Raw genomic sequence first — 24,869 nt, 5'->3', positions numbered from 1 at the left:
GCCATCCAGGCATCAGGCACGCGGATATAATAAATTGATCAGTGTTGGTTGACAGGCCAGCGAGGCCGAAATTCCAGCTCAAGAACAAAAGGCCCCGGAGACCGAAATCTCCGGGGCTTTCTGCCGGTCCGCCTTTACCGAAAGATCAGAGCTTTCCGTTGCGCTGCTGAATCATCATGAATGTATCAAACGTATATTCCGCAAGCTGCATCCACAGATAGCCCTCGCGCTTGAAGGCCACCTGGTCCTCGTAAATCTTCTTGAAGTCGGGGTTGGATGCCGAGATATTGGCATAGACTTCCAGCGCAGCCTTATAGCAGGCTTCGAGGATTTCCTGGCTGAACGGCCGCAGAACAGCGCCTTCAGCCACAAGTTGCCGCACCGCAGTCGGATTTTTGGCGTCATATTTCGCCATCATGCTGGTGTTTGCAAAGGCGCAAGCATCCTGCAACACAGCCTGGTAGTTCTTCGGCAGGCTGTTCCATTTGTCCAGATTGACGAAGGAATGAATGACCGGGCCGCCTTCCCAGAAGGCCGGGTAATAATAATATTTCGCAACCTTGTAGAAACCTAGCTTGTGGTCGTCATAGGGTCCGACCCATTCGGCGGCATCAATGGTGCCCTTTTCCAGTGCCGGATAGATGTCGCCGCCGGCGATCTGCTGCGGCACGACACCAAGCTTTTCCACCACCTTGCCGGCCAGACCGGCAATGCGCATCTTCACGCCCTTGAAATCATCGACGGTATTGATTTCCTTGCGGAACCAGCCACCCATCTGCGCGCCGGTATTGCCTGAGATCATGCCGTAGAGATTATGCTTGGCGTAGAATTCGTTGAGCAGCTTGTTGCCGTTGCCTTCATAGAACCAGGAATTGGTCAGGCGGGCATTGAGGCCGAAGGGTATCGCCGTGCCGATGGCGAAGGTAGGATCCTTGCCGACGTAATAGTAGGAACAGGTATGGCACATTTCCACCGTGCCTGACGACACGGCATCGGCCGCCTGCAGGCCGGGCACGATTTCACCGGCAGCAAAGGGCTGGATGGTGAAATTGCCGTCGGTTGCGGCAGAGACGTGCTTGGCAATATCCTCGGCACCGCCATAGATCGTGTCGAGCGATTTCGGAAACGACGACGTCAGACGCCAGGTGATCTTGGTATTCTGCTGTGCAATGGCGGGCGCGGCCAGAGCGGCCGTAGCGGCTCCCGCAAGCGCACCTTTTTTCATAAAGGAACGGCGATCCATCTATATCCTCCCAGATATGAACGCTGCCCGCAGCTTTGAATTCCCCTCTTTGCTGTTCAGGCATCGCAGCAAAGTAAGCACGGTTACCGCCCGGCTGACAAGCACCCGGGCCAAGAATTAATCGCGGAAAACCGGCCTTTTCGGGAACTCCCCTTCGTATTTTATTTGCAACTGAAATATCCTCGCACCGCCTTATACTTTAGGCGCATCCATTACCGGCAAAACGCAAAACACCTGCTTGACTTGGCGCACCGGCAGTCGCACAAATTTCGAAGATTCGCCCCGGAGCCACCATGCCAAAACCCATTATTGCCGTTCCCGCCGACATCCGGCACTTCACCGGAGCCGACTGGCATGCGGCGCAGAACCAGTATCTTTCCGCAGCGTTGAAGGTGGCCGGTGTCATGTCCTTCATCGTTCCGGCCTTCGAGGACGGTAACGAGGTCGACGCCATTCTGGACAGGGTAGACGGCCTGCTCGTCTCCGGCTCGGCCACCAATGTGCACCCTTCCCTCTATGGAAAAGAGGCGCAGGAAAGCGACGGCCCCTTCGATCCCGCCCGCGACGCGACCAGCCTGCCGCTCATTCGCCGCGCCATCGAACGTGGCATTCCGATGCTGGCCATCTGTCGCGGCATTCAGGAGTTGAATGTTGCGCTCGGCGGCACGTTGGCCTCCGAGATTCAGGAACAGGCAGGCATCTGGGATCACCGCAAGCCCGAACATGACGACCGCGACGTATCCTTCGCCATCCGCCAGCCCGTGCATGTCCGAGAAGGCTCCTGCATTGCGCAGCACCTCGGCATGTCGGGTGAAATCCAGATCAACTCGCTGCACCGGCAGGCGATTGCCGAAACAGCACCGCGCCTTCAGGTGGAGGCAACGGCAGCGGACGGCACGATCGAAGCCGTTTCCGTCATCGACGCCAAGGGCTTTGCCGTCGGTGTGCAATGGCATCCGGAATATTGGGCCGAGACGGACGCGCCGTCCCGCGCCTTGTTCGAGGCCTTCGGCAAGGCTGTTCACGAGTACCGAAACAGCAAGGCCTAAAAATCATCCCCTGCCCTCCGACATAAGCCGGGTCTCCAAGGCCAGCGCAAAAAAAGGGGCAAGCCTGAAAGCTTGCCCCAAGTCCGGGAGGAGGAGTGTTTAGCGCTTTGCGCGTTTCTTCTGTCGGTAGACGTCGGCGACGACGGCGGCCACGATGATCAGGCCTTTGACGATCTCCTGATAATAGGCATCGACCCTGAGGAACGTGAAGCCGGATGTCATGACCCCGAGAATGATGGTGCCGATGACCGTTCCGGTGATGCGGCCAGCGCCGCCGGCAAGCGATGTGCCGCCGATAACGGCTGCGGCGATGGCGTCAAGTTCATACATCACACCCATACCGGCCTGTGCCGTCTGTGCACGGGCGGCGGTGACGACGCCGGCGAGACCTGCCAGCATGCCGGCAATGGCATAGACCTTGATCAGATGCGCCTCGATATTGATGCCGGAAACGCGTGCCGCCTGCTGGTTAGCGCCAATCGCATAGGTGAACTTGCCATAACGCGTATAACGCAGCGCAACGTGGAAGATCGCGGCAACGACGAGGAAAACGACGACCGGCCAGATGCCCGTGCCGATGAAGTTGAAACCATCGGTCAGGCCGGAGATCGGCTGGCCCTTCGTGTACCACTTGGAAAGGCCACGCGCTGTCACCATCATGCCAAGTGTTGCGATGAAGGGTGGGATTTTCGTGCGTGCAATCAGCTGCCCGTTGATGAACCCGGCCAAAGCCCCGGCCAATATGCCGACAGCGAGCGGTATAAAGAATGGCAGGTCGGTCAAGCCCGGATAAAGCGCCCGCGGCCAGGTGGAGGATTGCGCCACGCTGGCAGACAACATCGCCGTCAGACCGACAACCGAACCGGAGGACAGGTCGATGCCGCCGGTAATGATGACCTGCGTCACGCCAACGGCGATGATGCCGATCACCGACACCTGCAGGATCATGATCGTCAGGCGCTGCTGGTTCATCAGGAAGCTCTGGCCGATGAAAATCCAGCCGAGAATTTCATAGACCAGCGCGATGCCGATCAGCACGAAAAAGATATTGGCTTCCGGCGGTATGCGCCTGTGCGGCTTGCGTCCGGATTTTGCATCCAACTCTGCGTTGGCGGCGGCGTTTGTGTTCATAATCGTTCCTCCTCGAGAAATCCCGGCGCGCCTCACCGCGATGCGAGATCCATCACCTTCACCTGCGTGGCTTCACTTCTGTCAAGGAAACCCGTGACCCGACCTTCATGCATGACCATGACACGGTCGCTCATACCCAGAACCTCCGGCATTTCGGAGGAAATCATGATGACGGCGACGCCCTCGCGCGCCATCTCGCAAACCAGCTTGTGAATTTCCGCCTTGGCCCCGACATCGATGCCGCGCGTCGGTTCATCCAGAATGAGGATGCGCGGCTTGGTCAGCATCCAGCGGCCAATCAGCACCTTCTGCTGGTTGCCGCCCGACAGGTTTTCGATACGCTCGTAAAGATGCGGCGTCTTGACCCGGAGCTTGCGGCACATTTCCTCGCAGGCTTCCGAAAGAGCGTTTTCCTGCACGAAACCGTTGGCGACATACTTGTCCTGCAACACGGCGATCTGCATGTTCTCCAGAATATTGAGGATCAGCAGACACCCGGTATCCTTGCGGTCCTCCGTCAGGAACGCCATGCGGTGGCGAATGGCCTCCGTCGGGCTCATGATCGAAACCGGCTTGCCATTGATTGCAACAGTACCCGACGACGCCGGCGTGACGCCGAACACCGTTTCCGCCACATTCGAACGGCCCGAGCCGACAAGACCGGCAACGCCGAGAATTTCACCGGCACGAACATCGAAAGAGACGTCGTGAAACACGCCGTCGAGCGTCAGGTTCTTGACCGACAGCACCACATCGCCGATCGGAACCTCTTCCTTCGGGAACATCTGGGTGATTTCGCGGCCCACCATCATGCGGATGATGTCATCACGCGTCACATCGGTGGAGGCGTGAGTGCCGATATATTTGCCGTCGCGGAAGACGGAAAACTCGTCGGCGATCTCAAACAACTCATTCATCTTGTGGGTGATGTAGACGATGCCGATGCCGCGTTCCCTGAGGTCGCGAATGATGCGGAACAGATGTTCCACCTCGCGCTCCGTCAGCGCCGATGTCGGCTCATCCATGATCAGAACGTCGGAATCGTAGGAAACCGCCTTGGCGATCTCGACCATCTGTCGGCTCGCAACCGACAGCTCGCCGACGCGCGTTTCCGGGTCAAGGTCGATGCCGAGCCTTTCCAGCAGCGCTTCCGTGCGGCGATACATTTCGCCATGGTCGATGAAACCAAGCCGGTTTTTCGGCTCGCGGCGTATCCAGATGTTTTCGGCCACCGTCATATAGGCCATCAGGTTGAGTTCCTGATGGATCATGGCAATGCCGTTTTCGAGCGCGTCGAGTGGGGAATCGAGGCGTATAGGGGCGCCCTTCAGGCGGATTTCGCCGACATCCGGCTGGTAGATACCCGCAAGGATTTTCATCAGCGTCGATTTGCCGGCGCCGTTCTCGCCCATCAGCGCATGCACGGTGCCGCGCTTGAGGTGGAACTGCACATCATCAAGCGCCACGACGCCGGGAAATTCCTTGCGTATGCCGTCCGCTGCCAGAAGAAATTCTGCGTTCGGCACAGCGCCGCTGGCGCGCACGGCGGCCATTGTCGATGGACTGACGACCATCTCACCCTCCACAATAGACAAAAATGACCGGAAAATGGGCCTGCGAAATCGCAGCCGTCCTCCGGGGAGGCTTACAGCGCCGAGTCATTAAAGACAAAAAGGGCGCTGTAACACTTTGAATTCACTGAAATTCTAATTATCGAGATCAGCCCGCAGGCTGGGCCTTCGGTTGCCGTCCGAGTCCGGCATCTGCTACCGATGTTACTTCAATCGGGCGCAAATGCCGGAACGGGATCGTCAGTTCTTGGCCACGTAGTCCTTGACGTTCTCAGGCGTGACGAGCTGGAAGGGAATGTAGACCTTCTTGTCGACCTTGTCGCCCTTGACCAGCTTCAGCGCCGCATCGAGAGCGCCCTTGCCCTGGCCCGCAGCATCCTGGAACACCGTCACATCGAGATCGCCTGACCGCATGGCGGCAAGCGCGTCCTGCGTGGCGTCTACACCGGCAACGACATAGTCCTTCATGTCCTTGCCAGCGGATTTCAGCGCCTGAATGGCACCAATGGCCATTTCATCATTGTTGGCGATGACCGCGTTGAATTCGACACCACTGGAGAGCCAGTTGGTGACGAGGTCGGCGCCCTGCGTGCGCTGCCAGTTGGCCGTCTGCTCTTCAACCACCGAAATGCCCTTGCAGTCATCGGTTTTCAGAACATCGTGCACGGCCTGCGTGCGCATGCGCGCGCCCTGGTTGGAAAGCTCGCCCATCATGACGACGGCTTTGCCTTTACCACCGAGAAGACGGCAAACTTCCTTGGTTTCCAGCGTACCGGCCACGGTTTCTTCAGATGCCACGAAGGCCTGTCCGTCCGGCAGGCTATCCACGTTCACCGGCTGGCGGTTAACATAAACCAGAGGAATCTTGGCTTCTGTCGCAAGTTTCGACATGGCCGCCGTCGCGTCGGTATCAACCGGGTTGACGATGATCGCATCGACCTTGGACGCGATGAAGTTCTGAATCTGGCTCTGCTGCTTGGCAACGTCGTTCTGCGCGTCTTCAACCTGCAGGGTAACGCCCTTCAGTTCCTTGGAATAATCCTGCATGCCGTTGCGCAGCACGGTCAGGAAGTTGTCGTCGAACTGAGCCATCGAAACACCGACGGTTTCTGCATGTGCCGCCGTGCCCAGAAGCACAGACATGGCTGCACCAATAATAAGCTTCTTCATTGTCTTCTCCTCCGCGGTGTCCGGCGCCACCTCTCCCAGCCGGAAGCGGACCCGAAAGCCCGCCGCTACCTCCTCACATTCAGAAAACGGAATAATGAAACCGATTTTCTGCTGTTCGATATATTTATTCCATTTTTGGTTCGAACGTCAATGTTTTCTTCGCAGCCAGGCGACGAAGCGGCACACAAGGCGGTGATGACGGGAGATTAAGAGGGATGGAGCTTCGGGCCGGATTGCCGACAGGTGTACCGGCCCGTTCTTTTCATGTCCTCCCCGCCCTTGCGACGAGGAGCCATAAACCTTTGAAATTATGGACCCCCGGGGCAAGCCCGAGGATAGCGCCAAGTTTGATGCGAGGTCGAATTCAATCTCAAGCCCGCATATCGGCCATTGAAACGGATGCTGGAACGGTACGTTCTATTTATGCGAACCGGGCATGACATCTGCGGGAATCGGGCAGACGTAATCGCTGCCTTCGGTCTTTTCCTGCCATTCCTTTTTTGCACTGGCGAGCAATTCCGGCGAGGTCATCAGCGCAAGACCGGTCGATGCGAGCGTTTTGGCGGCATGCGCCATGGCCTTGTGGGCGGCCGGGCTCTTGCCCTGCGCTACCACCTGCCAGGTATGCGGATTTGTCCCGATCGCCCAGGCCGGCGTCCAGCACTGCGCGGTCGGCGTGATCCAGCTGACGTCACCGACATCGGTGGAGCCCGCCCGGAAATGTGACTCGCCCTCGAAATCGCGCAGGCCGAGATGCAGGGGCGTCGAACCATCGATCTTCCGGTTGAAAAAGACATCGCCCTTTATCTGGTAGAGCCGGATGCTGCTTTTGATCGCCTCATCAGTAAAGGTGTCCTGAATACTCTTTGCGAAAGCGATATCCGCTTCGTCGAAGGCGACAGGGCCAAGCGCCACCATGTTTTCATGTATCGCCGTTTCCAGCGTGATGTTGGGCAGAAGGTTGGTGGAGGCAGTATCAAAGATGATCTCCACCTCGGTTTCGGTCATCATGGCCGCACCGCGCGCCACCTTGTCCACCCGGGCGGCAAGATCGAGCGCCTGGCGCATTTCCGGGGCGCGGATCAGGTAAAGCACTTCGGCCTTCGCCTGCACCACATTCGCCGCCTTGCCGCCGGTATCGGTGATCGCATAATGCACCCGGCAATCCTGCGGCATATGTTCGCGCAGGAAATTGACGCCGACATTCATCAGTTCGACGGCATCGAGAGCTGAGCGGCCGAGATGGGCGGCGTTGGAGGCGTGAGCCGCAACACCCTTGAAACGGTAGAAATATTCCAGCACGGCAAGATTATTGGTGGAACGTACGCCATTGAAGGGTGCCGGGTGCCAGGTCAGCGCCGCATCGACATCGTCGAACAGGCCGGCGCGGACCATGAAGGTCTTGCCGGAACCACCCTCTTCGCCGGGGCAACCGTAATAACGCACCGTGCCGGGCAGATTGCTGGCTTTCAGATGCCGGGCAAGCGCGATGGCCGCCATCAGCGAGCCGACGCCGAGCAGGTTGTGGCCACAACCATGGCCGGTGGCATCAGGTTCAAGCGGCTGAACCTGCGCCACATCGGCCACCTGGCTCATGCCGGCCAGCGCATCGAATTCACCGAGGAAGGCAATGACCGGCTTGCCGCTGCCGAATTCGCCGATGAAGGCCGTCTCCATGCCCGCCACACCACGGCGGACCGCGAAGCCATTTTCTTCAAGCGCGGCTGCCAGAACGCCGGCGGATTGCCGTTCTTCGAATTTCAGCTCGGCAAAATCCCAGATGCTGTCGCTCAGGGTGGTGAAATCGGGCTTCATCGCTTCGATTTCGGCGGCAATCGACATCACGGCTTCACGGTTCATGGCTTGTCCTCGCATTTCCGCCCTTTGCGGGCGCACGCAATCGTTTCGGCGGAGGCACCGCCAAATCCTTACGGTCTATGATGGAAAATGCCCGCGCCGGGCTTTACTTCCGGCGCGGGCGATAGTGGATCAGTTGTCGACCGAGACTTCCCAGAGGCGGGCGTTCGACTGCCAGACCGGCTGGCCCTTGAGCTTCTTCGTCGCACCCCAGACATCGACCATGTCGTAAAGGAAGATGCCGGGCATTTCCTTCAGCATCAGCTCATGGAACTCGTCAAAAATCTTCTGACGCTTGGTCTGGTCGGCCTCGACATAGGCGGCCTTCATCAGCTCGATCGCCTTCGGATCATCCCACATCAGCGAAGCATTCTTGTCCTTGTTGCCGACATAGAAGGCATACATCAGAGCCGGATCGAGGCGCGGGGCGACCGACTGTGAGATCACCTGATAATTGCCGGAGCGACGGCGGTCGACCTGCGTGGCATAATCCAGCACCTCGATCTGCACGTTGAGACCCGCCTGCTGCATCATGGCCTGCGCCATCACGGCGGCCGGGAAGCTCGGCACGTTGCCGCGCTTGTTGGCGATGATCGAGATCGGCTCACCCTTGTAGCCGGCGGCCTCGAGTTCCTTCTTCGCCGCCTCGACGTCATAGGCCGGACGCTTCTTCTGGGCCTCGTCGAAATAGACCGAGTCCTGCGAGACCATCGAACCGTTGGCTTCGCCCGTGCCGTTCGATGCGGCGGCGACCAGTTCGTCGAGATCAAGCGCCATCGCCATGGCGCGGCGCACGCCGGGATTGCTCAGCACCTTGTCGCGCGTCTGGATGTAGAACAGGTTCTTGCCGTTGTTGCGGGCAACAATCAGCTGCATCTTCTCGTTGGTCTTGAATTCCGGAATGAGATCGGGAGAAATCTCGGCCGTATCGAGCACACCGGATTCAAGGCCCGCCTTCACGGTCGATGCATCCGGAATGACCATGAACTTGATACCGTCAGCCAGCGGCCGCTTGGAGCCGACCATGCCATCCGGCTTGCCGTCATTTGCCGGCGAAACATAATCGGCAAATTTGGCAAGGCGGATATATTCGCCCTTCTTCCACTCATCCCACTGGAAAGGGCCGGTGCCGATCGGCTTGACGAAGCTGCCATCGGCAGCGACGGATTCCGGCGAGATCATGCCGGTATAACCGCATTCCGGCCGCGACATCAGGCCGAGGAAGACGGCGGAGGGTTTTGCAAGCGTGATCGCGACCGTAGATGCATCCGTGGCCTTGACGCCGGTGACGTGTGCTGCCCCGCCTTCCGCAAAATCATTGAGGCAGGCCCATTTGGTTTCCGGCTTCAGGTAACGTGTCCAGTTCCAGACGACATCCTCTGCGGTGAGCGGCTTGCCATTGTGGAATTTCACATCCTTGCGCAGCTTGAACGTATAGGTCAGGCCATCAGGCGCAACCTCGACGCTTTCGGCGAGAAGCGGTTTCACCTCGCCGGCATTGTTATAGCCGACAAGGCCTTCGACGATATGCAGGATAACCCCGTCCGTATTGCCGTCACGGTTCACGCCCGGATTGTTGCTGCGCAGATCCGAGCTTTGCGCAATGGTGATGTCGCGGGCCGCCGCGATATTGGCCGTTACCAGCAGGGCAACGCCTGCGAGAAGAAGTTTTTTCACTGTTCTACCCTCTTTGTTGTCGTTGATTGTGATTGATTAAAACCCGTCCCAGCAGGCCTGTGCCAGCCGGCCGATCGTTTCGAGCGCGATGGTGTATCCGGGCGTACCATCAGGCATGGTTTGCGGCACCTCGTCCGTATAGGCGGTGATGATGAAGGACGGTGCGCCGTTTCTGTAGACGATGCCGGCATCCATGCGCCCGCGCTTGCCGCGTCCGCTCTTGCTGGCCACCATGGCCTCGAAAGGCAGGCGGGAGCGGATTCCATAACGCAAAATCTGGTTTTTCAGCGTCTGCATCGCCCAACCGCATAATTGCGGGCTGCAACCGAGCTTTGCCTGCGCCTCCGGCGAGGACTGGGCATCGAGGATGGTCTGCAGCAGAAGCACCTGATCCGCCGCCGAGGTGGTGGTGACGGTTTTCAACGGATGGTCAGCCGCCAGTGCCAGCGGCGGAATGAGGAAACGGTGGTGGGTATTGGCCATCCCGAGCGACTTGCAATAGCTGTCCACCTCTTCCAGCGTCAGCCGTTCCAGCACCATCTTGGTGCAGACATTGTCGCTCAGCACCATCATGCCGGCCAGCGCATCGCGCAGGGAAATGACGATGCCCGGCGTCATATAGCGGAACATGCCGCTCGCCACCTCTTCCGCCAGCCGCTTCTCATAGGTGACGGGCTGGTCGAGATCGATCCGCCCTTCGCTGGCGGCCTTGAGCACGGCCATCATGATCGACGTCTTGCGGGTGCTGCCCGATGGCGTCTCCTCGTTTTCCCCCCGACCGATCTCTTCGCCGGTCAGGAGATTGCGCACCATGAAGCGCGTCACGAAAGGCTGTGCATCACAGATCGCATTCAGTTGGGCAGCCACGGTCATTGTCATCTTCCTGTTAAACTTCATCTTCCAGACGCCATTTCAGTGTCACACCACCCTTTTCATTCTGGTCGAGGGCGGGAATGGCCGAGAGCAGCCGGCGCGTATAGGCCTCTCTCGGGCTGTCGAAAATCGTGTCGCGGTCACCTTCTTCGATGATGCGGCCGTCCTGCATGACGACGACACGGTCGGCCACCTGTTCGACCACGCCGAGATCGTGGCTGATGAATAGGCAGGAAAAACCATAACGTTTCTGCAGATCGGAAAAGAGATCGAGCACCTGCGCCCGCACGGTCACATCGAGCGCCGAAACCGGCTCATCGGCGATGAGGAAACGCGGGCGGCGGGCAATGGCGCGGGCAATCGCCACACGCTGGCGCTGGCCGCCGGAAAGCTCGTGCGGATACCGGGCGGCGTAATCCGCCGCCAGCCCCACCTCCTCCAGCGTTTCCAGCGCCCGCTTGCGCTTGGCGACGTGGTCAAGGCCGGGTACGAGCCGCAGCGCCTCTTCCACCAGCGCCTGAATGGTCATGCGTGGATCGAGCGAGGAATAGGGATCCTGAAACACCATCTGGCAATTCAGGCGATAATCGTTCCAGTCCTCGTTGCGCTCCCGGCCCTGAAAGCGGATTTGCCCTTCGCTTTCCTTGACCAGACCGGCAATGGTGCGGCCAAGCGTCGTCTTGCCGGAACCGGAGCCGCCAACGAGCGCCACGACCTCGCCCTCGTGAATATCGATGCTGACACCATGCAGCGCCCGCTTCGACTTGGCCTTTTTGAGCAGCGACTTGCGGCCGGCATAATCGACGACAATATTCCTTGCCGAAACCATCGGTGCCTTGCTGGTGTCGATGGCGCGCGGCTCCCCCCGAAAGGGCAGAGAGGAAAGCAGCTTTTTCGTATAGGGATGCTGCGGCGCATCCAGCAGGTCTTCGGTGCGGCCCTGTTCTACGATGGCGCCTTTTTCCATCACCACGATGCGGCTGGTATAACGCGCCACCATCGGCAGATCGTGGCTGATGAGCAGCACGGCGGTGCCTTCAGCCCGCGTCAGTTCCACCATCAGTTCCATGACGTCGCGCTGGATGACCGCATCGAGCGCCGTCGTCGGCTCATCCGCAATCAGCAAGGCCGGTTTCAGGAGCATGACCGAGGCCAGCATGATGCGCTGGCGCATGCCGCCGGAAAACTCATGCGGATAGGCTGCCAGTGCGCCTTCGGGGTCGCGGATGCCGACCCGCCGCAACATGCCGAGAATTTTCTCGCGGCGCTCTTCCGGCGACAGCTTCGTGTGAAGGACCAACCCCTCTTCCAGCTGTCGGCCGATCGTCATCGACGGATTGAGGGAGGTCATCGGCTCCTGAAACACGACGCCGATCTCTGCGCCGCGCAGGCGGCGAAGCGCGCTCGCCGGCAGGGACATCACGTCCTGCCCCTTGTAGATGACCGATCCGCCGGTAACGGCAATCGCAGGCGGCAGAAGCGAAATGAGCGAGCGTGTGGCAAGCGTTTTTCCCGATCCGCTTTCGCCGACGATGCCGAAGATTTCGCCAGCGGCAATATCGAAGGAGACATCCTTCACCACCCGGTGGCCACTTCCTTTGACCTCCAGCGAAAGGCCGCGCACGGTAAGAAGAGTATTGTCCGTCATTTGAGACCTCTCATGCGCGGGTCAAGCCTGTCGCGCAGGGCATCGCCCAGAAGATTGATGCCGAGCAGCGTCAGCGCGATGCAGAGACCGGGGAACAGCCCGAGCCAGACGGCCTGCTGGATGAAGGGCCGGCCGGCGGCCAGCATGTTGCCCCAAGTAGGGGCCGGCGGCGGCACACCGAGACCGAGGAAGGAGAGCGCGCTTTCCGACAGGATGGCCCAGCCGAACATGGAGGTGGCAAGAACCGTGATCGGCGCGATGCAATTGGGCAGGATATGGCGGAACATGGTGTAGATCTCGCCATTGCCCATCACCAGCGACGCCTCGATGAATTCCCGCTCACGCAGAGAAAGCACCGCACCGCGCACCACGCGGGCCATGGATGGCGTATAGGCGATGCCGAGCGCGAAGATGATGCCATACTGGTTTGCGCCGAACACCGCGAGCAAACCGAGTGCCAGAAGAATACCCGGAAAGGCCAAGAGTGCATTGTTGATGGCCATGATGACGCCATCCACCCAGCCGCGCGCATAACCGCTGACAAGGCCGATCAGGGTACCGAAGATCGTCGCGAAGCTGACCGTCAGGAAGCCGATCCAGACGCTGGCGCGCGCGCCGACCATCAGGCGGCTCAAAACATCGCGCCCGAATTCGTCGGTGCCGAGCAGATGACTGGCGCTTGGGCCGGCCAGACGCGAGGCGAAACCGAGCTTCATCGGATCATACGGCGTCCAGAGCAGGCCTGTCATGGCTGTGATGAGCAGGATGGCGATGAGAAAGCCGCCGATAAGCCCGTTGAGTGTGAACTTTTTCATTCGGCAACCACCCGCGGATCGAAGAGGGGATAAAGAAGGTCGACGAAGAGGTTGACCAGCACATAGGACAGCGAGACGAACAGCAGGCAGCCCTGGATCACGGGGTAGTCGCGGGCGAAGATACTATCGACCATCAGCCGTCCGAGACCCGGAATGGTGAACACCGTCTCGATGACGGCGATGCCGCCGAGAAGATTGCCGAGGATAAGGCCGATCATCGTCCAGGTCGGGCCGAAGGCATTCTTGAAGGCGTGCCGCCAGAGTACAGCACTTTCCGAAAGCCCCTTGGCGCGAGCATGGGTGATGTAATCCAGCCGCAGCACTTCCAGCGTGGAGGCGCGCGCCATGCGGATCAGAACACCCATTTCGTGGATGACAAGCGTCATGACAGGCAGGACGAGATAAAGCATGCCGCCGACGAGATTGTCGCCGATCGACACATATCCCAGCACCGGCAACCAGCCGAGCTTGAGACCGAAGAACAGCAGAAGCAGAAGGCCCAGCCAGAATGTCGGGATGGACAGCAGCAGGGTTGCCGTTCCCACAAGCGCGAGGTCAGTGAGGCTGTTCTGTTTCCACGCGGCGATAACACCCGCCGGAACCGCAATCAGGCTGGCGAGCAACACGGCGACCACGACGATCTCTGCACTGACGAGAAAGCGCGATACGACCAGCGGCAACACCGCCTCGTCATTGACGATGGAGCGGCCAAAATCACCCTGCACCACATTACCGGCCCAGATGACGAATTGTTGCGGCATGGACTTGTCGAGGCCGAGTTCGGTCCTCATGGCCTCGATCTGTTCCGGTTGCGCCATGTCGCCCAGCATCAGGGCGGCCGGATCGCCCGGAATGAAGCGGATGAGCGCAAAAACCGTGATCGACACGAATGCGATCGTCGGCAGCGCCATCAAAAGACGGCTCAGTATAAATCTTATCATCGGTTCCCCACGATTGATGGCCGGAAATGACATCCCGCCTCTATCGGTTTCGTTGCCGATGACTATGACGGAATGATAAATAAGGCGCAATATTATGCGTAAACGTCATACATCTATGCAGAATGGCCGCATGTTCTGCCCTGACAGGGACAATGAGATTTCTTGCGCAAAACCCCGTTTTCAGTCGATTTTTTGCGATAGCTGGATTTCCCTTTTCAGCGCGTCGCTGAGGGCCTGGGCGGCGATGGAAAGCGGCGCGCCTGAGGCACGGGCAAGACCGAACTCCTGCGTCGACTGGGGAATGAAGGGTCGGGCGACAACGGGAAGGTGCCGGTAGAGATTCGCGTAAAAACTGCTGATGATCGTCACCCCCAGCCCGTGCGCGACATAGGCGCAGGCGGAACTGTTGGTATGGGTCTCGATCTTCACCATCGGTTTGACGCCCGCCTTCTTGAAGACCTGATCGAGCGCCATGCGGTTCGGCCGCTGCCGGCCGATCAGGATCAGCGGAATGTTGCGCAGGTCCTTGACGGTGATTTCGGCAAGCCCGGCAAGCGGATGGTCCTGCCGGACCACGCAGACGCTTTTACCAGTCGCAACACGCTCGACATCGATGCCCGGCCCGATCTCGCCTTCCATTCGCAGGAAACCGAGATCGATTACCCGCTCGCCGACCAGCTTGTTGATGGCGGTGGTCGTTTCGAAAAAAGTCTCGATACGCACCCCCGGAAAATCCCTGACATAGTCGATCAGCATCGCGGGCGCAAAATTTTCCCACATGCTGCTCGGCAGGCCGATGCGGACGATTTCCGGACCGGCCGCACCATTGCGCAGATCTTCAGCGTGGCCGGACATACGATCAACGGCAAGCAGCACATTTTCCGCATCGCTGGCAAGAAGTGCGGCCTCCGGCGTCGGTATCAGCCGCCCCTTGTCACGGGCAAACAGCGTCAGCGACAGGTCCGCCTCCAGCTGCGCCAGAAGCCGGCTGACACCGGACTGGCTGAGGCCCATGGCCTTGGCGGTAGCGATGGTGGAGCCGGTGGAGAGAAGCGTGCGCAGGACTTCGAGTTGCTTGATGTTCATGAGGCCAGCACCATGGATGAAAAACGCGCCTGTATCGGTTCAAACCTTTTGCCGCCGATAGTGCTTCATGTCACCGGTTTTTTATTCCGAACGAGATAGCGGCCTACAATTTCACCTCATAGACCGTGTCATGGGTGGCAACGCGTGCCTCGCCCGATGGCGTCACCCAGCCACGAAACATGCCGGGCGTGTTATAGGGTGCGGCAACGCCGCCTTCGGCGTCGATCGCCACAAGTCCGGCACCGATATCATAGGGGGCCAGATCCTTGTGGACCAGATTGCCGGCAGCGGTTTCCAGATCCTGTCCGAGGTAGGCGACGCGGGACGCGATCTCATGGCCGACGACATAACGGATGAAAAACTCGCCCTTGCCGGTGCCTGATACAGCGCAGGCGCCATCACGCGCATAGGTGCCGGCACCGATTACCGGGCTGTCGCCCACCCGGCCGTCCGGTTTGTTGGTGTAACCACCCGTCGAAGTGGCCGCGGCAAGGTGCCCCGCCGCATCGAGCGCCACCGCACCAACGGTTCCGTGTTTTTCGTTTTCGGTCGCTTCCGTGCCTGTAGCGGCATGGTGCTTCATCGCCGCCAGCGCCTCCACGCGCTTTTGCGTGGTGAAATAGGATTGAGGCTCGGTGGCAAGCCCTTTTTCCTTTGCGAAGCGGTCGGCCGCCTCACCCGTCAGATAGACGGCACGCTCATCCACCATCAGCGCGCGAGCCGCCTTCACCGGATTGCGAATGGCACGGGATGCGCTGATCGCACCTGCCGCCAGCGTTTCACCATCCATGATCGAGGCGTCGAGTTCGTGAATGCCGTTTTCGTTGAGTGCGGCACCATGCCCGGCATTAAAATGCGGGCTATCCTCCATGACAACGACAGCCGCCTCGACGGCTTCGAGCGCGGTTCCGCCAGCCTTCAGCACACCGTAACCGGCACGCAGCGCTGCCGCCAGATCATCACGCGCGGCAGCCCACTCCTCGGCCGTCATGCTGTCTTCCGGCATCACGCCACAACCACCGTGAATGGCCAGTGCGATCTTCGTCATGTGCTCACTCCCTCGTAGCCCCGTCCCGGCAGGGCCTCTTACCATCAATGAAAGGCAATATCGCCGATGACCCGCACGCGGACTCGCCGCGCGCCCCCAGGCAGATAGGCGATCGGGATATCCTCGACTTCAAGCGTCTTGAGACTTTCGCGCCCCGCACCTGAAGCAACCGCCGCGTTCTGCGCTTCGGTCTCGGCTTTCGCAAGGGCTTCGTCGCGGCTCAGGCCGGAAAAGACCTGATCCACCTCGCCGGAAACCTGCGCCATGGCCGCGCCGAGCGCATTGGCAACGCCGGCATTTTCCACACGCAGCACTTCCGATGCGCCCGGAACCGTTTCGGGGATCAGGAAAGCCCCACCGCCAACCGCAACCAGCGGCACGTCTTCCGCAGACGTCTTCATCTGGTCGAAACTGTCGGCCACCATGTCACGGATGCGTTGAAGCGAGGCCTGCACAAAAGCCGGGTCCAGCCCCTTCACGCGATCTTTGTCACCCATCTCGATCAGGCCTGCGGCCACGGCAATATCCGATGTCGTCAGCGTTTCGCCGCCGAAAACGCGGGCTTCCGTGAGAATGCGATACCCCACCGAGCGCGGACCGATCTTGCCTGTCTGCGGATCGACGATGGTGCCACCGCCGAGCGCAATCGGTAGAAGATCGGGCATACGGAAAAGCGTGCGCACCCCGCCAATATGGACGATATTGTTCGCCTCCCGCGGAAACCCGCCGACAAGGCAGCCGATATCGGAGGTGGTGCCGCCGACATCCACCACCATGGCATCGGAAAGCCCGGTCAGGAAGGCCGCACCGCGCATCGAATTCGTCGGGCCGGAGGCGAAGCTGTGCACGGGGTTTGCGGCAGCCACATCCGCCAGCGCCACCGTGCCATCGTTCTGAGTCAGATAGAACGGTGCTTTCACACCGGCTTCGCGCAGCGCATCCGAAAATGCCTGAACGGTGGTCTTGCCAAGCGTCTGTAAGGCAGCATTCAGGAGGGCGACATTCTCACGCTCCAGAAGCCCGATGCGCCCAAGCGTATGGGAAAGCGTGATGCGCGCATCAGGGATCACCGAACGGACAATCTCCGCCGCCCGCACCTCACATTCCGTCGTCAGCGGCGAAAAGGTCGCGGAAATGGCGATGGAGGTAATGCCCGCATCGCGAATTTTCATCGCCGCCTCGCGGATTTCGTCGGGGATCATCGGCACCAGCGGGCTGCCGTCATATTCATGGCCGCCATGCACCATGAAGATCAGCGGATCGACGGCCTCGCGGAGATCCTTCGGCCAATCACACATCGGCGGCAGCGAAGAACCTGTCGGCAGCGCGATGCGGATGGCGGCGACCCGCTCCAGCCTGGCGCGCTCCACCACTGCGTTGGTGAAATGGGTGGTGCCGATCATCACGGCATCGATCGGCGGGTCCGCCGCGCCGACATGGCCTGCCACATGAGCGAGCGCCGCCTTTACGCCGGAGAGGACATCCTGCGTGGTCGGGACCTTGATGGAGGCGACGATAGTGTCTCCATCGATCAGAACGGCATCCGTATTGGTGCCGCCAACGTCAATACCGATGCGTTTCATGGGAATACCGATCTGAAATCAATGTCATAACCGAAGGCGCGCGGGCCGACGGCGGCGATGCCGGCAGGTGTCGTCAAGAGCTCCGGCGCGGGTAAGGCGACAACCGTGACGCGCTGGCCGTAACGCACCGATTCCGTGCCGATGGCGCCGCCGGAAACAGTGTCGAGAAGGCAAAGCAGGTCCGGCGTCATGGCAACCGGCTGGCCATCGCGGAAGGCGACCGCCCATTCGTTCTGGAAGGCCAGTTCCATGCGCGAACCGCGGTCGGCATCGATGCCTTCAATGGTCGTGCTGCCACGCAGGAAACCACCGGTGGTCTCGCGGGCCACATCCACCACCTTGCCGCGGAACAGCTGCTTGCCGCCCTCATGATCGAGAACCGCCTGAACCGGATCGTCATGGCGCGCACGCGCCTCCATCACCGCGCGCCCGAGTTCGGTCGCCTTGGTGACGGTGTAGTGAATGCCCCATTCCTTCACTTCCCTGCCGGTGCGCGGTGCCTTGCAGGTGGCGGCGGTGGAGCCGACTTCGGTGCAGACCTTGCGCGAGATGCGCTCCATCCACTTCCAGGAGGCCGCCCGCGTCACGATCACCTCATTGTCGCGGACATCGACCAGCGACAGCGGAAACATCGGCAGGTTGCCGATGGCAAAGGATGTCATCTGCGCTTCCGGATAGGCGCGTCCCATGGCGTCGGCATTCACGACCGGTCGGTCAAGCATGGCGGCGGCGAGGAAGGACGACAGTGCGTTCGAACCGCCGATTTCGACGCTCATGATCGCCCGGAACGGCTTGCCGAGATAATCCTCCATCACCTCGACAGCGCGGGCGAGATGGACAGGGTCTCCCAGCCGCTCCTGACCGACAAGCGGCGCACCCATCTTGGAGACGACCGCAACCATGTCGTCATCGGCGAGCGCCATGGGATCCATGACCTTCACCCGTTTGCCTTCGTCATAAAGACGGCGCAGATTGAGCGTCGAGATATAGGGGTTGCCGCCGCCGCCCGTTCCCAGAATCCAGGCGCCGGTGGCCAGAGGTTCGATATCGTCTTCGGAAAATTCCTGGATCATGCGTCATCCTCGGGCATGCCACAGCCTTTCCGGCTGCAAGCGATGCTCCTTCCCTTTGAAGTTCCAAGTCTGGCCAACCCCGCCTTTGTGGCGGGGCCGGTTTTCATGAAGCGAAGATCACTCCGCTTTGCAGTCCCAATGGAAATTGGAGAAGTTCAGGTCCCAGCTCTGCATGGGAATGAACTCGTAACCCTGAAGGCACTTGTTCGCGGCATAACGGCGGTTCGGCGCAACGGCCCAGACATCCGGCTGAAGATCGGCGATCTTCGTCTGCAGTTCTTTGTAGGTAGTGTTCTGCTCGCTGACATCGGTGGTGGCGCGGACCTTGTCGATCAACCCGTCGATCTCGGCATTCTGCAACCATTCCATCGACATCCAGGTGCCGGAAGCCTTGGAGTGATACTGGTTGTAGAACATCGCATCCGGCGACGGATAGGTCGGCGAGATGTTCACCTGCGTCGATGCCGGCGTCGTTTCCGGCTTGGAAGACAGCTCGACGATACGGTTCCACGGCTCCGGCTTGATATCAAGCGTGATGCCGATCTGCTCGAGGCTGGACTGCAGCAGCAACGCCACTTCCGCTTCGAAAGCGAGCGAAGCGACATAGCTGTTGACGAGCGTGATCTTCTGCCCGGCATATTTCGACTTGGCCAGTTCTTCCTTGGCTTTTTCCAGATCATAAACGCCGGGCTGGATATCGCCGTTATGCGCATCCTTGAAGGCATCGGAAAGCGGTCCCTGCATATCGAAACCGGGATAGATCACTTCCTGGATCGTCTTGTAGTCCGTCGCATAGGCGATGGCGCGGCGAACGTGAACGTCGTCGGTCGGGTAAACCTTGGTGTTGAGCTTGATGACAAAACCGCCGGCGGTGCGTGTCTGGATCAGCTTGTAACCCTTCATCCGGCCGATGGATTCATAGGTGTCGTTGCCAAGCCCGTGCGAGGAAAGGCCGAGTTCGCCCTTTTCCGCCAGCGCCTTGACGGTGGCGTCGTCGCTCGTCTGCACGAAGCGCACTTCGTCAATCGGCTTGCCCTTGCTCCAGCCAAGGAAATAATCGGCGTTGCGGGCAATGACCATATCGGCGGAACGGTTGTAGCTGACGAGCTTGTAGGGACCGGAACCGGCGGAATGTTCGCCGACATAGGCCTCGCCCCATTTGTCTTCGGGTTTGGCATTGGCTTCGATCAGCGTCTTGTTCAGAGCCATCATCAGCGGTGTGGCGGCCATAAAGGGCGAAAACTGGCGCTCGATCTTCATGACCAGCGTCGCATCGTCAGGCGCGGTGACGTTTTCGGGCTTCAGTACGCCGACGATGAGGTTCGACGGGCCCTTGTTGATGCCGAGCAGGCGCTGGATCGACCAGGCAAGATCGGCAGCCTTTACCGCCGTGCCATCCTGAAACTTCGCATCGTCGCGCAGGTGGAAGGTGTAGGTCAGGCCATCTTGCGAAATATCCCAGGATTTCGCCAGATGCGGCACGATTTCGCCCTTGGCGTTCACCGTGGTCAGGCCGTCATACATGTTCACGATGGCCATGTAGCCGGTGTAATCCGTCACCTTCGCGGGGTCGAGCGAGCTGAATATCTGCATGGTATTGACCGCGACCGACACTTTATCTTCCGCAAAGGCTGCGGAAGAAACAAGCGGCAACACGAGCGCCGTGCCTAGCGCCAGCGCGGCGAGACGGGAAGAAAGTACAGGCATTTTCATTATCGTTCTCCTCTTTATTGGGGGCATTGGCCCCACTTATGGTTAGGCAGCCTTGCTGACCGGTACGGGCAGCGGTGAGAAAGGAATTTCCGGGTAACCGAATGCCGCCGGTCCAACGACCTCAAGCGCGCGGGCGCTACGCAGCAGGTCATGGCAAGGGATGGCGATGACGGCCACACGCTGGCCGTAGCGCAGGACTTCGGTGGTGATCGGATAACCCGTATCGACATCGAGCAGGACGATCAGGTCGGGCACGGTCACTTCCACCTTGCCGTCGCGGCGGAACAGCAGGAATTCGTTCTGGATCGCCACGCTTGCCGTCTGGCCCGAGCAATCGTCAAAGCCAGAAAGCTCGACATCGCCCACGGCGAAACCGCCGCGCAGATGACGCTTCAGATCGGTGATCTTGCCGTTGAAGATGCGCCGTCCGCCTTCCAGCGCGCAGACAGCCGCAATCGGGTCTTCCTGCTGCTTGCGGGCGCGGATCACCGCCTCACCGATGGCGATCGCCTTGGTATAGGTTTTCGGAATGCCATACTGATGCACGTAATGCGCCTGCATCGGCGCGGTCGCCAGCATCGCACCGCCGCCCTGCGAAACGACGCAGGCACGCGCCATGCGCTCGTGCCAGACTTCGGAAACGGCGTGGCTGAAGATGACGGCATTACCATGCAGGTCACACATCACCGATGGGGTGGAACTGTGACCATAGATGGAGAAGGTGGTCATCTGCATTTCCGGGAAAGCCCGGCCCATGCCGTCGCAATCGAGGATCGGCAGGCCGCCCAGCGCCGCCGTGACCAGCGGGTTCATGGAGTTGGAACCGCCGATTTCCTCGCAGACAATGGCGTCCACGGGCGTGCGGATCAGCTCCTCCATCGCGCGCAGGCAACGTAGGCCTTCGCGGCCCTCGCGAATGCGCTCGACGCCGACCACCGGCGCGCCGATGCCGCCGATGGACATGCAGAGCGCGTCCGGCTCGATGGCGTCGGTCGCGAGTATCTTCAACTCGTAACCGGCCTTCATGGCCTCCAGCGCCAGCAGCTTGCCGAGATAAGGATTGCCGCCGCCGCCCGTGCCGAGAATGCCGGCACCGATTTCCAGCGCGTCGAGATCTTCCCGCGTCAGCGTGCGCAATGCCGCTTCGTCATATTTCAGCTTGCGCGTGTCAGCCATGATTGGCCCCCATTTCTCCAACAACTTTCACATGAATGCGGGTGGCATTGCCCGGCAGGTATGCGAGCGGCATATCCTCGCGCTCGATGACTTCCAGCGTCTCGGCGAGTGCGCCTGCCGCAATCGCCTTCTCGCGTGCCTCAGCCTCGGCCTCGGCCAGCGCGCTCTCGCGCGTTCGCCCCTCGACCAGCGAGAAGACGCGATCGGTCTCGCCGCTGATCTGCGCGATCGCCGCGCCGACGGCATTGGCCACCGCGAAATTCTCCGGGCGGATGACGTCCAGATCGCCGATACGATCCGGCATCAGGATCGAACCACCGCCAACGGCGATCACCGGCACCGGTGATGACGAGATGCGGCTACGCTCCACGCATGCCTCGAGCATGTCGTTGATCTTTTGGACCGCAGCATCCACCAGCCTTTTATCGAGAGTGGACACCAGTACCTTTTCGCCCACATCCGCCTTGCCGGAAGCAACCGCGATATCGGTTGCGGTCAAGGTCGAGCCGCCAAAGCAGAGCGCCTCGCGACGGACGCGGTAACCAACGGATTTCGGGCCGACGGTCAGGCCATGGTCGCCATTGACCACCAGTGAGCCGCCGCCAAGGCCGATGGAGAACACATCCGGCATGCGGAAATTGGTGCGCACGCCGCCAATATCCACCGTCGTGGACGCCTGGCGCGGAAAGCCGTGCGACAGCGAGCCGACATCGGAAGTGGTGCCGCCGACATCCACGACCACGGCATCCTTGAGGCCGGTGAGGAACGCCGCTCCACGCATGGAATTCGTCGGGCCGGAAGCGAAGGTGAGCACGGGGAAGCCGCGCACCACGTCAGCCGCCATCAGCGTGCCGTCATTCTGCGTGATGTAGAACGGGCAGGTTATGTCCGCTGCCTTCAGCGCCTCACCGAAAGCGGCAACCGTGCGGTCGGCGAGCGACAGGAGGCTGGCATTCATGATCGCAGCACTCTCGCGGGCGAGCAGACCATGGCGGCCTATATCCTTCGACATAACCACCGGCAGGCCGGGGCAACGTTCCTGAAGGATTTCCTTCGCCCGCAGCTCCATCGCATCATTGATGCCGCTGAAAACGCAGGTGACGGCGGCGGCCTTCAGGCCCTTGGCGCGGATATCGGCCGCGATACGGACGATCTCGTCCTCATCGAGCGGCGAAATTTCGCGGCCATCGAACTCATAGCCGCCCCGGACCTGATAACCGTGGTTGCCAACGATTTCCTTGAGATCATCGGGCCAGTCCACCATTGGCGGCAGGCCGGCGCCGGATGGCAGGCCGAGCCGGATGGCGGCGACCTCATCCATATGCCGGCGCTCGATCACCGCATTGGTGAAATGCGTGGTGCCGATCATCACGGCGCCGATGCGCGCCCGGTCGATGCCCGACGCCTCGATGACCTTTTCAAGGGCTTCGATGACACCGGACGTCACATCCTCAGTGGTGGAGGCCTTCACCCCCGCCAGAACGGTTTTATCCTGTAACACAACGGCATCGGTATTCGTGCCGCCGACGTCAATTCCAACGCGATACACGTCAGGCTCCTCTTTCATCAATCGGTCGTTTTTACGAGGAAACGCATGCGCTCTTCCTCGGTCACGGTGGGTTTCAGACGCTCTTCCTCGTCGGTGACGACGGGGATGGCCGCGATCAGGGCGCGGGTATAGGGATGCGACGGCTGGGCGAAGACCGCAGACGTCACGCCCTCCTCAACGATCTCGCCGCGCAGCATGATGGCGATGCGCGAGCAGAAATTGCGCATCAGCGACAGGTCGTGCGAGATCATCAGATAGGTCAGGCCAAGCTCCTCGCGCAGCTGCAGGAGAAGGTCGATCACCGTCTTCTGCACCGAAACATCGAGTGCCGCCGTCGGCTCGTCGAGGATGAGGATTTTCGGTTCTGCCGCGAGCGCGCGGGCAATCGCCACGCGCTGCTTCTGTCCGCCGGAAAGCTCATGCGGATATTTGCCGAGATAGGATTGCGGCAACCGCACCAACCCCAACAGTTCCTGCATCCGGTTTTCCCGCGCCTGCCCGTCCATGCCGATGGATTTCAACGGCAGGGCAAGCGTCTGTTTGACAGTACGCTTCGGATTGAGCGAGGTGCCGGGATTTTGATAGACGATCTGCGTCAACCGCTTGCCGCGCTCTGGCGCCGGGGCGTCGATGACAAGATTGCCAGACGTGGGACGCGAAAGGCCCATGATCATGCGGGCAACCGAGGTCTTGCCGGAGCCGGATTCACCCGCAAGGCCAAAAACCTCGCCTTGCTTCAGCGTCAGGTTCACGTCACGCACGGCATGGTAGCCATTGCGTCTGCCGTAAATCTTGTTCAGGCCTTCGATGGTGATGATCGGCTGCCGCGTGCTTTGCGCGAGATCCGTGACACGTGAGCCATAGAGCGGCGGCACCGCATCCAGCAGCGAACGCGTATAATCCGCAGCGGGAGCATGCAGGATTTGCGCGCACGGACCGGTCTCGACGATATCGCCATGATGCATGACCACGACCCGGTCCGCCACCTTGCGCACGACGCCGAGATTGTGGGTGATCATCAGCAGCGCCATGTTTTCTTCGGCCACCAGCTGGTTGATGAGGTTAAGGATTTCATCCTGCGTCGTCACGTCGAGCGCCGTGCCCGGCTCATCGGCGATCAGGAGCTTTGGCTGATGCAGCAGCGCAAGTCCAATCAGCACACGCTGGCGCATACCGCCCGAAAGCTCGGACGGATAGGCATTCATCACCCGCTCGGTATCGGCAAGCTGCACCCGGCGCAGAACCGCCGCAATGCGGGTGCGGCGCTCGGCCTTGGACGAGTTGATGCCATCGCGTTTGTCGGCAAAGCGCATGACATCATCGAGATGCGTTCCGATCTTGAAGACCGGATTGAAGGAAGACAGCGGGTCCTGCATGATCAGCGAAAACGCCGTTCCTTTCAGGGCCTCCCGTTCCCTGCGCGGCAGGGCAAGCACATCCCGGCCATCGATGATGATGGCGCCGGACGTGATCGCGGCATTCTTCGGCAGGGTGCCGATGATCGTCTTGGCGGTGACCGATTTTCCAGATCCGGTTTCGCCGATCAGCGCCACGCGTTCGCCCGCGGCAACCGTGAAGGCGACATCGCGCAGCACCTGGCGCGTGCGGCCGTAATTGGTGAAGGTGACGTTGAGGTTTTCGACCTTGAGAAGCAGTTCAGTCATGA

At 60.3% G+C, this 24,869-nt stretch carries 19 protein-coding genes; 1 reads left to right on the top strand and 18 read right to left on the bottom strand.

Annotation, left to right across the window (positions count from 1 at the left end):
* Positions 1 to 145 precede the first annotated feature (145 nt).
* Complete coding sequence (locus DXT96_RS11110) at positions 146 to 1,243, bottom strand: TRAP transporter substrate-binding protein (protein WP_153514751.1); 1,098 nt, start codon at positions 1,241 to 1,243, stop codon at positions 146 to 148.
* Positions 1,244 to 1,536: 293 nt separating this feature from the next.
* Between DXT96_RS11110 and DXT96_RS11105 the strand changes: the two genes are divergently transcribed.
* Positions 1,537 to 2,292: a gamma-glutamyl-gamma-aminobutyrate hydrolase family protein gene (locus tag DXT96_RS11105; RefSeq protein WP_149899225.1), complete on the top strand. Its 756-nt coding sequence runs from the start codon at positions 1,537 to 1,539 to the stop codon at positions 2,290 to 2,292.
* Positions 2,293 to 2,391: 99 nt separating this feature from the next.
* Here DXT96_RS11105 and DXT96_RS11100 read toward each other — a convergent pair whose 3' ends face one another.
* The 17 genes from DXT96_RS11100 to nikE all read right to left on the bottom strand — a co-directional run bounded on the left by DXT96_RS11100 (position 2,392) and on the right by nikE (position 24,867).
* Entirely contained in the window at positions 2,392 to 3,423 is a 1,032-nt protein-coding gene (locus DXT96_RS11100) for an ABC transporter permease (protein WP_149899226.1), read from the bottom strand.
* 32 nt (positions 3,424 to 3,455) lie between these two features.
* Positions 3,456 to 4,997: a sugar ABC transporter ATP-binding protein gene (locus DXT96_RS11095; RefSeq protein ID WP_149899227.1), complete on the bottom strand. Its 1,542-nt coding sequence runs from the start codon at positions 4,995 to 4,997 to the stop codon at positions 3,456 to 3,458.
* Positions 4,998 to 5,234: 237 nt separating this feature from the next.
* Positions 5,235 to 6,164 (bottom strand): sugar ABC transporter substrate-binding protein, encoded by a 930-nt coding sequence (locus DXT96_RS11090; RefSeq protein ID WP_149899228.1) that lies wholly within the window; start codon positions 6,162 to 6,164, stop codon positions 5,235 to 5,237.
* 417 nt (positions 6,165 to 6,581) lie between these two features.
* On the bottom strand, positions 6,582 to 8,024 hold the full coding sequence (locus DXT96_RS11085; protein ID WP_153514750.1) for a M20 family metallopeptidase: 1,443 nt from the start codon (positions 8,022 to 8,024) through the stop codon (positions 6,582 to 6,584).
* A gap of 129 nt (positions 8,025 to 8,153) precedes the next feature.
* Positions 8,154 to 9,698, bottom strand: coding sequence for an ABC transporter substrate-binding protein (locus tag DXT96_RS11080; RefSeq protein WP_188356018.1), 1,545 nt, complete (start codon positions 9,696 to 9,698; stop codon positions 8,154 to 8,156).
* Positions 9,699 to 9,734: 36 nt separating this feature from the next.
* Positions 9,735 to 10,571, bottom strand: a complete 837-nt coding sequence (locus DXT96_RS11075; RefSeq protein WP_188356019.1) for a serine hydrolase — start codon at positions 10,569 to 10,571, stop codon at positions 9,735 to 9,737.
* Positions 10,572 to 10,584: 13 nt separating this feature from the next.
* Entirely contained in the window at positions 10,585 to 12,219 is a 1,635-nt protein-coding gene (locus DXT96_RS11070) for an ABC transporter ATP-binding protein (protein ID WP_153514748.1), read from the bottom strand.
* Positions 12,216 to 13,034: an ABC transporter permease gene (locus tag DXT96_RS11065; protein WP_153514746.1), complete on the bottom strand. Its 819-nt coding sequence runs from the start codon at positions 13,032 to 13,034 to the stop codon at positions 12,216 to 12,218. Before DXT96_RS11065 ends, DXT96_RS11070 begins: the two co-directional genes overlap by 4 nt.
* A complete protein-coding gene (locus DXT96_RS11060) occupies positions 13,031 to 13,975 on the bottom strand; it encodes an ABC transporter permease (protein ID WP_153514744.1) in 945 nt (314 codons plus the stop codon). Before DXT96_RS11060 ends, DXT96_RS11065 begins: the two co-directional genes overlap by 4 nt.
* 180 nt (positions 13,976 to 14,155) lie before the next feature.
* Positions 14,156 to 15,061, bottom strand: coding sequence for a LysR family transcriptional regulator (locus tag DXT96_RS11055; protein WP_153514743.1), 906 nt, complete (start codon positions 15,059 to 15,061; stop codon positions 14,156 to 14,158).
* A 103-nt stretch (positions 15,062 to 15,164) separates the two neighbouring features.
* On the bottom strand, positions 15,165 to 16,109 hold the full coding sequence (locus tag DXT96_RS11050; RefSeq protein ID WP_149899236.1) for an isoaspartyl peptidase/L-asparaginase family protein: 945 nt from the start codon (positions 16,107 to 16,109) through the stop codon (positions 15,165 to 15,167).
* Positions 16,110 to 16,153: 44 nt separating this feature from the next.
* Entirely contained in the window at positions 16,154 to 17,692 is a 1,539-nt protein-coding gene (locus DXT96_RS11045) for a hydantoinase/oxoprolinase N-terminal domain-containing protein (RefSeq protein WP_153514741.1), read from the bottom strand.
* The gene (locus tag DXT96_RS11040) at positions 17,689 to 18,765 is read right to left on the bottom strand and encodes a DUF917 domain-containing protein (protein WP_153514739.1); all 1,077 of its coding nucleotides are present in this window, start codon (positions 18,763 to 18,765) and stop codon (positions 17,689 to 17,691) included. Before DXT96_RS11040 ends, DXT96_RS11045 begins: the two co-directional genes overlap by 4 nt.
* Before the next feature lie 117 nt (positions 18,766 to 18,882).
* Entirely contained in the window at positions 18,883 to 20,478 is a 1,596-nt protein-coding gene (locus tag DXT96_RS11035) for an ABC transporter substrate-binding protein (protein ID WP_153514737.1), read from the bottom strand.
* Positions 20,479 to 20,520: 42 nt separating this feature from the next.
* Positions 20,521 to 21,654 carry a DUF917 domain-containing protein gene (locus DXT96_RS11030; protein WP_153514735.1) on the bottom strand — a complete coding sequence of 378 codons (1,134 nt, stop codon included), beginning with the start codon at positions 21,652 to 21,654 and terminating at the stop codon, positions 20,521 to 20,523.
* Complete coding sequence (locus tag DXT96_RS11025) at positions 21,647 to 23,203, bottom strand: hydantoinase/oxoprolinase N-terminal domain-containing protein (RefSeq protein ID WP_371418836.1); 1,557 nt, start codon at positions 23,201 to 23,203, stop codon at positions 21,647 to 21,649. The genes DXT96_RS11030 and DXT96_RS11025 overlap by 8 nt, the downstream gene beginning before the upstream one ends.
* 17 nt (positions 23,204 to 23,220) lie before the next feature.
* Positions 23,221 to 24,867, bottom strand: coding sequence for an ABC transporter ATP-binding protein (gene nikE / locus DXT96_RS11020; protein WP_153514731.1), 1,647 nt, complete (start codon positions 24,865 to 24,867; stop codon positions 23,221 to 23,223).
* Positions 24,868 to 24,869 lie beyond the last annotated feature (2 nt).

Origin of the sequence: Agrobacterium sp. ICMP 6402, from assembly GCF_009498615.1 — a bacterium.
GTDB lineage: Bacteria > Pseudomonadota > Alphaproteobacteria > Rhizobiales > Rhizobiaceae > Agrobacterium > Agrobacterium burrii.
This window is presented reverse-complemented; position numbering and strand designations above follow the sequence as displayed.

What these genes read in the sequence shown, in the direction of transcription:
- DXT96_RS11030 (WP_153514735.1), bottom strand. Translation starts at nt 21,654, where the DNA reads ATGGCTGACACGCGCAAGCTGAAATATGACGAAGCGGCATTGCGCACG.
- DXT96_RS11090 (WP_149899228.1), bottom strand. Translation starts at nt 6,164, where the DNA reads ATGAAGAAGCTTATTATTGGTGCAGCCATGTCTGTGCTTCTGGGCACG.
- DXT96_RS11100 (WP_149899226.1), bottom strand. Translation starts at nt 3,423, where the DNA reads ATGAACACAAACGCCGCCGCCAACGCAGAGTTGGATGCAAAATCCGGA.
- DXT96_RS11065 (WP_153514746.1), bottom strand. Translation starts at nt 13,034, where the DNA reads ATGAAAAAGTTCACACTCAACGGGCTTATCGGCGGCTTTCTCATCGCC.
- DXT96_RS11070 (WP_153514748.1), bottom strand. Translation starts at nt 12,219, where the DNA reads ATGACGGACAATACTCTTCTTACCGTGCGCGGCCTTTCGCTGGAGGTC.
- DXT96_RS11085 (WP_153514750.1), bottom strand. Translation starts at nt 8,024, where the DNA reads ATGAACCGTGAAGCCGTGATGTCGATTGCCGCCGAAATCGAAGCGATG.
- DXT96_RS11095 (WP_149899227.1), bottom strand. Translation starts at nt 4,997, where the DNA reads ATGGTCGTCAGTCCATCGACAATGGCCGCCGTGCGCGCCAGCGGCGCT.
- DXT96_RS11060 (WP_153514744.1), bottom strand. Translation starts at nt 13,975, where the DNA reads ATGATAAGATTTATACTGAGCCGTCTTTTGATGGCGCTGCCGACGATC.
- DXT96_RS11045 (WP_153514741.1), bottom strand. Translation starts at nt 17,692, where the DNA reads ATGAAACGCATCGGTATTGACGTTGGCGGCACCAATACGGATGCCGTT.
- DXT96_RS11040 (WP_153514739.1), bottom strand. Translation starts at nt 18,765, where the DNA reads ATGATCCAGGAATTTTCCGAAGACGATATCGAACCTCTGGCCACCGGC.
- nikE (WP_153514731.1), bottom strand. Translation starts at nt 24,867, where the DNA reads ATGACTGAACTGCTTCTCAAGGTCGAAAACCTCAACGTCACCTTCACC.
- DXT96_RS11110 (WP_153514751.1), bottom strand. Translation starts at nt 1,243, where the DNA reads ATGGATCGCCGTTCCTTTATGAAAAAAGGTGCGCTTGCGGGAGCCGCT.
- DXT96_RS11055 (WP_153514743.1), bottom strand. Translation starts at nt 15,061, where the DNA reads ATGAACATCAAGCAACTCGAAGTCCTGCGCACGCTTCTCTCCACCGGC.
- DXT96_RS11075 (WP_188356019.1), bottom strand. Translation starts at nt 10,571, where the DNA reads ATGACCGTGGCTGCCCAACTGAATGCGATCTGTGATGCACAGCCTTTC.
- DXT96_RS11105 (WP_149899225.1), top strand. Translation starts at nt 1,537, where the DNA reads ATGCCAAAACCCATTATTGCCGTTCCCGCCGACATCCGGCACTTCACC.
- DXT96_RS11050 (WP_149899236.1), bottom strand. Translation starts at nt 16,109, where the DNA reads ATGACGAAGATCGCACTGGCCATTCACGGTGGTTGTGGCGTGATGCCG.
- DXT96_RS11035 (WP_153514737.1), bottom strand. Translation starts at nt 20,478, where the DNA reads ATGAAAATGCCTGTACTTTCTTCCCGTCTCGCCGCGCTGGCGCTAGGC.